Annotated in this window: 5 protein-coding genes and 1 pseudogene; 5 read left to right on the top strand and 1 reads right to left on the bottom strand. The window is 59.6% G+C overall.

Features of this window, described 5'->3' with window-relative positions:
* From EOA49_RS30600 to EOA49_RS30580, 5 genes and pseudogenes are all read left to right on the top strand, one after another.
* Nucleotides 1-254, top strand: a pseudogene (locus EOA49_RS30600) (CpaF family protein); the annotation flags it as partial.
* Nucleotides 251-1,219, top strand: coding sequence for a type II secretion system F family protein (locus tag EOA49_RS30595; protein ID WP_127240765.1), 969 nt, complete (start codon nt 251-253; stop codon nt 1,217-1,219). The pseudogene EOA49_RS30600 and the gene EOA49_RS30595, both read left to right, overlap by 4 nt.
* A 15-nt stretch (nt 1,220-1,234) precedes the next feature.
* A complete protein-coding gene (locus tag EOA49_RS30590; RefSeq protein WP_127240764.1) occupies nt 1,235-2,185 on the top strand; it encodes a type II secretion system F family protein in 951 nt (316 codons plus the stop codon).
* 51 nt (nt 2,186-2,236) lie between these two features.
* The gene (locus EOA49_RS30585; RefSeq protein WP_127240763.1) at nt 2,237-2,782 is read left to right on the top strand and encodes a tetratricopeptide repeat protein; all 546 of its coding nucleotides are present in this window, start codon (nt 2,237-2,239) and stop codon (nt 2,780-2,782) included.
* Nucleotides 2,779-3,324 (top strand): prepilin peptidase, encoded by a 546-nt coding sequence (locus EOA49_RS30580; RefSeq protein ID WP_127240762.1) that lies wholly within the window; start codon nt 2,779-2,781, stop codon nt 3,322-3,324. Before EOA49_RS30585 ends, EOA49_RS30580 begins: the two co-directional genes overlap by 4 nt.
* Before the next feature lie 9 nt (nt 3,325-3,333).
* On the opposite strand, the gene EOA49_RS30575 is transcribed toward EOA49_RS30580, so the two are convergent.
* Nucleotides 3,334-4,371, bottom strand: a 1,038-nt coding sequence (locus tag EOA49_RS30575) for a penicillin-binding protein activator (RefSeq protein WP_127243554.1), incomplete at its 5' end; no start/stop codon positions are given.

The following is a 4,371-nucleotide window of genomic DNA, read 5'->3' as shown; positions in this document are numbered from 1 at the left end:
ACATTATCGTCCAAACGCAGCGTCTCTCGGACGGTGGAAGACGGGTTATCTCCATATCGGAAATTACGGGCATGGAGGGCAACGTCGTGCAACTCCAGGAAATCTATCATTTCGTTCGGCGCGATGTGGCGGCCGACGGCACGATCGTCGGTGATTTCCGCGCCACCGGCGTCCGTCCGCGCTTCGCGTCCGAAGCTGCCACGCTCGGGTTTCAATTCGCTAAGGACGCCTTTAACCCGCAGGCTGCGCTATGACCACGCAAACCTTGCTTTATTTTATTTACATGCTTGCAGCCGCGTCAGTTATCCTTGCGGGCGAGGCGATGTACCTGTCGTACGCCAGCCGTCGCTCGCGCACCACCACTATCAATTTGCGTATGAAACGGCTCGCAGATGACGCTCCTGCCGCAAAAACCTTACACGGGCTGTTAAGCGAGCGCGGTCTCAGTGAATCAGGCGATTTCCTATTGAGATTTGTCTGGCTGAACCGACTCTACACCCAATCGGGCATCACAGGAAATCCACTGTCGTTCGCCGCTATGTTCGTCTTGTCCGGCCTGGCATTGGCGCTGCTTTTTGCCTTTGTTCTCAATTTTTCCGCATTGGCTTCCACGCTCATTTTCCTTGTAGTGGCAACCGTGTTGCCTATTCTCGTTCTGCGCCGAGCACGCAACAAGCGAATCCAGAGATTCGCCGCGCAGCTACCCGACGCATTGGACATGATCGTGCGCTCGCTGCGGGCCGGCCATCCTGCTTCAGTTGCTATAGGTCTTGTCGCGCGCGAGATGCCGGATCCCCTGGGCACGGAATTTGGCATCGTTGCGGACGAAATCACCTTCGGCCTCAGCGTGGAGCAGGCGGTTCGAAAGCTTTCCCAGCGCGTCGGCTTTGAAGGCCTCCATCTGCTTTCGGTGTCGCTTTCGATCCAATCGAAAACCGGCGGCAACCTGACCGAAATCCTCGCCAATCTTTCAGCCGTTCTCCGTGAGCGGCAGAAGCTTCGGATGAAAATCAGGGCGTTATCTGCCGAGGGGCGCATATCGGCATGGATCATTTCCCTCTTTCCGATAGTAATGTTTGGCATCCTACAGTTAGCTGCTCCTTCATATTACGGAACGGTCTGGAACAATCCAATAATATTGCCGGTTTTTACGATCTTCGGACTTTGGGCGATTCTGGGTGACTTCATCATGTACCGCATGGTTAACTTCGACTTCTAACGGGAATAGATAGAGTTGTTCTCTGGTGCTCAAGATCTTAGCCTGTTGATCTCCATCGCCGTGTTCGTGACGGCCACGGCGCTGTTCCTATTTGGGGCACTCATCATTCTGCCTGCGCTTCAGACGAGGAAGCTGGTTACACAAAGTTTGATGGCGGAAGGCATCGCCGACCGGCGATCGCTGGCTGGACAAGACCAACTGGCAAAGATCGCGGCCCAGCGGCCGGTAGACGCCTATTTTCGTACGCTCGAGAAAGAGCGTGGAGAACCAAATGCTCTCGAGGCCAAGCTGTTTCGAGCTGGCTTTTATCAAACTAGTGCGCCTGTCATTTACACCCTGGCCCGGCTTAGCGCGGTGTGCATAGGCTTCCTGGCAGCCTATGCACTTCTGTCACGGGTGTTACCGCAACACCTGCCAGCTTTCATACCCTTTGCCGGCTCGGCTCTTTTCGGGCTCGCATGCCTGGTCGTCCCAAGCGTCATGCTGGACCGTTTCGAGAACGGGCAGAAGCAAATCTACCGGCGCGGCTTTCCCGACTTCATGGACATGATGATCACCTGCGCCGACGCCGGCATGAGCCTCGAGGCGGCGGTTGAGCGGGTAAGCCAGGAACTGGCTGGCACCCACAAATGGCTGGGCATCCAGCTGGCAATCATGAATCTGCAACTCCGGGCTGGCAAGCCGCTGCGCGAGGCTCTGCGAGATCTTGCCGACCGCATCGGGTTGGACGAGGCGCGATCGTTGGCGGTGCTTTTCCGGCAATCCGAAGAACTCGGCACGAGTCTCACCGAGGCGCTGCGCGTTTACAGCGATGAAATGCGAAGCCAAAGGATCCTTCGTGCTGAGGAGCGCGCCAATTCCTTGCCAGTGAAAATGATGGTTCCTCTTGGGATTTGCATTTTCCCCGTGGTCATGATGATCCTCATGCTGCCGGTGATCATTCGCATGAAGGGCATTTTCTTCTAAGCCGTCATATGCTTAGGTTCTGAACTGAGTCGGGGACTCGTGGGACACACAATGACAAAGCGCCTCGCAGTCGCGACCAGCCTGCTGCTTATCTTCCTTGCGGGCTGTCAGACAAAAGACATCGCCGACGGCGTAGTTCGCACCAATGAGCCTGCGAAGGGCGACTACACCGCCTTCGGCGATGCCTTTGACGGGCTGAAGACCGTCAGCGACGTCGATTACTATGCCTCGGACCAGGCGGTCACCGAGGCCAAGACCCAGTTCCGCTCCGAGAACTACGGCAATGCCGGCGCCTTGTTCTACAAGGCGACGCGGCTGGCGCCAAACGATGGCGTCGCCTGGTTAGGCCTTGCCGCTTCCTGCGACCGCATTCGTCGTTTCGATCTTTCCGACATGGCCTATAGGCGGGCCTACAAGCTGCTCGGCGCGACCCCTGAGTACTACAACAACGTCGGCTATTCCTATCTGCTGCGCGGCAAGCTGCAGGACGCGCGGGCGAATTTCCTCAAGGCCTATGAACTCGCCCCCAACGATCCGACCGTGGCAAACAATCTGAAGCTTCTGTCGTCCAGCGTGCGGAACATCGAGCGGTCATGAGCCTTTTGCTTGCCGCGTCGCTGCTGCTCAAGGTTTTAGCCATTCCACTGCTTGCTAGGGTCGCTTGGGTCGATTTCTCGACGCAGAAGATCTCCAACCGCGACGTTCTGCTGCTGCTTTGCCTCGGGCTGGGAGCGTTGCAACTCCTAGCCGTTCAGGCGGGATCATGGTGGGACATGGGCTTGAGCGCCATTGCCGGCCTTGTCCTGTTCATCGCGCTCTTTCCGTTCTGGGTTCTGCGCAAGGTCGGTGCCGGCGATGTGAAGCTGATGGCGGTCACACCGTTTCTGATTGGAGGAAGCGGTCTCGTCGTCTTTTCGGTGTTTCTGCTGGGTTTCGCACTCGCTACAGCGGTCCTGGTAAAAAATCCTTTTCTTTTGCCGGCCGGGATGTTCCGCCATTATGTGCAGCACCTGGATCGCAAAGGCGTCGTGCCTTTCGGCGTGCCAATCTCGGCAGCTGCGATCTGCACGATCGCGTTTCAGATCTATGCCAATGTGGCACTGGCCAGTAGCTCCGGGGTTCTAGGGCAGCTTAACTAGCCAGCGCTTTCAAAACCCCGCGGTCTGTTTCCCCACCAGCTTCAGTCTACGCTTTTCCACCTTGAAAAACGGCATCGATCTTTGGCTCGAGCCGTCTGCGCGGAAGCGGAACAGGCCGGTCGAGCCGCGGAAGCCGCTGGCGTTCTCCAGCACCTGCTTGGAGAAACCGTTCGGGCCGACCGAGCTTGCTATGCCGGCCGACAGCGCCACCATGTCGTAGGCGTAGGCGACGTTGACGTCGGGCTGGTAGTTGTAGGTCGCCTTGAAACGGTCGGCGATCGGTCCGGTCTCGCTCTGGTCGAGCGTTGCGATATAGGCGCCCTCATAGAGCGGATCGATCGGGCGCTCGAGCCAGCGTTCGGTGCCGATCAGGCTCACCGCCTTGCCCGGAATACCCTTCGCCTTAAGGGCCGACAGCACGGCGACAGGGCTGCCGTCGCCGCTGGCGACGACGACGGCGTCGGGGGCCTCGACCAGCGAGCCCATGTCCGACACCACCTTGGCGGCGTCCGACGCCGAATAGGGAAGCGTCACGGCAAGCGTCGCGCCATAGATGCTGAGCGCGTTGGCGACCCGCGCCTCGACGGCGCCGGCGTTCGCGCCCGCCGGCACCAGGAGCACGAATTTCTTGGCGCCTTTGCCGGCAATCGCTGCCGCGCCCGCCGCCGCGCTGTCGGCTTCGCTCAGCCGCACCGCATAGACGCCCGGGCCGCCGGCGAAATTGTCGGCCAGCGCCAGCACCGGCGGCCGCTGCGTGCCGGAGAGCTTGGCAAGGTGCTGCGCCGCCGCAAGCTCGGCCGGCCCGATGACGATTTTCACGCCGCCCGAAGTGATCGCCTTCACCGCCAGGTCCTTGGCATAGCCGCTGTCGCCGCGCGTGTCCTCGATCGTCAGCGTCACCAGCTTGTCGCCGAGATCGGCCATTGCCAGCCGCGCGGCATCATACATCTTCCTGCCGTTCTCGCCCGCGCTGCCGGGGGCGGAGAGCGGCAAAAGCATGGCGATCTTGGTCGAGCCCGTGCCGAGCGTCAGATTGGCCTTGGGAGC

It is taken from the genome of Mesorhizobium sp. M1A.F.Ca.IN.020.04.1.1, from assembly GCF_003997315.1.
Taxonomy (GTDB): domain Bacteria; phylum Pseudomonadota; class Alphaproteobacteria; order Rhizobiales; family Rhizobiaceae; genus Mesorhizobium.
Note: the sequence above shows the minus strand (reverse complement) of the source record. Positions and strands in the feature narration are given on the sequence as shown.

Excerpts from the sequence above, each read along its gene's own strand:
- EOA49_RS30595 (WP_127240765.1), top strand. The coding sequence starts at position 251 with ATGACCACGCAAACCTTGCTTTATTTTATTTACATGCTTGCAGCCGCG.
- EOA49_RS30585 (WP_127240763.1), top strand. The coding sequence starts at position 2,237 with ATGACAAAGCGCCTCGCAGTCGCGACCAGCCTGCTGCTTATCTTCCTT.
- EOA49_RS30580 (WP_127240762.1), top strand. The coding sequence starts at position 2,779 with ATGAGCCTTTTGCTTGCCGCGTCGCTGCTGCTCAAGGTTTTAGCCATT.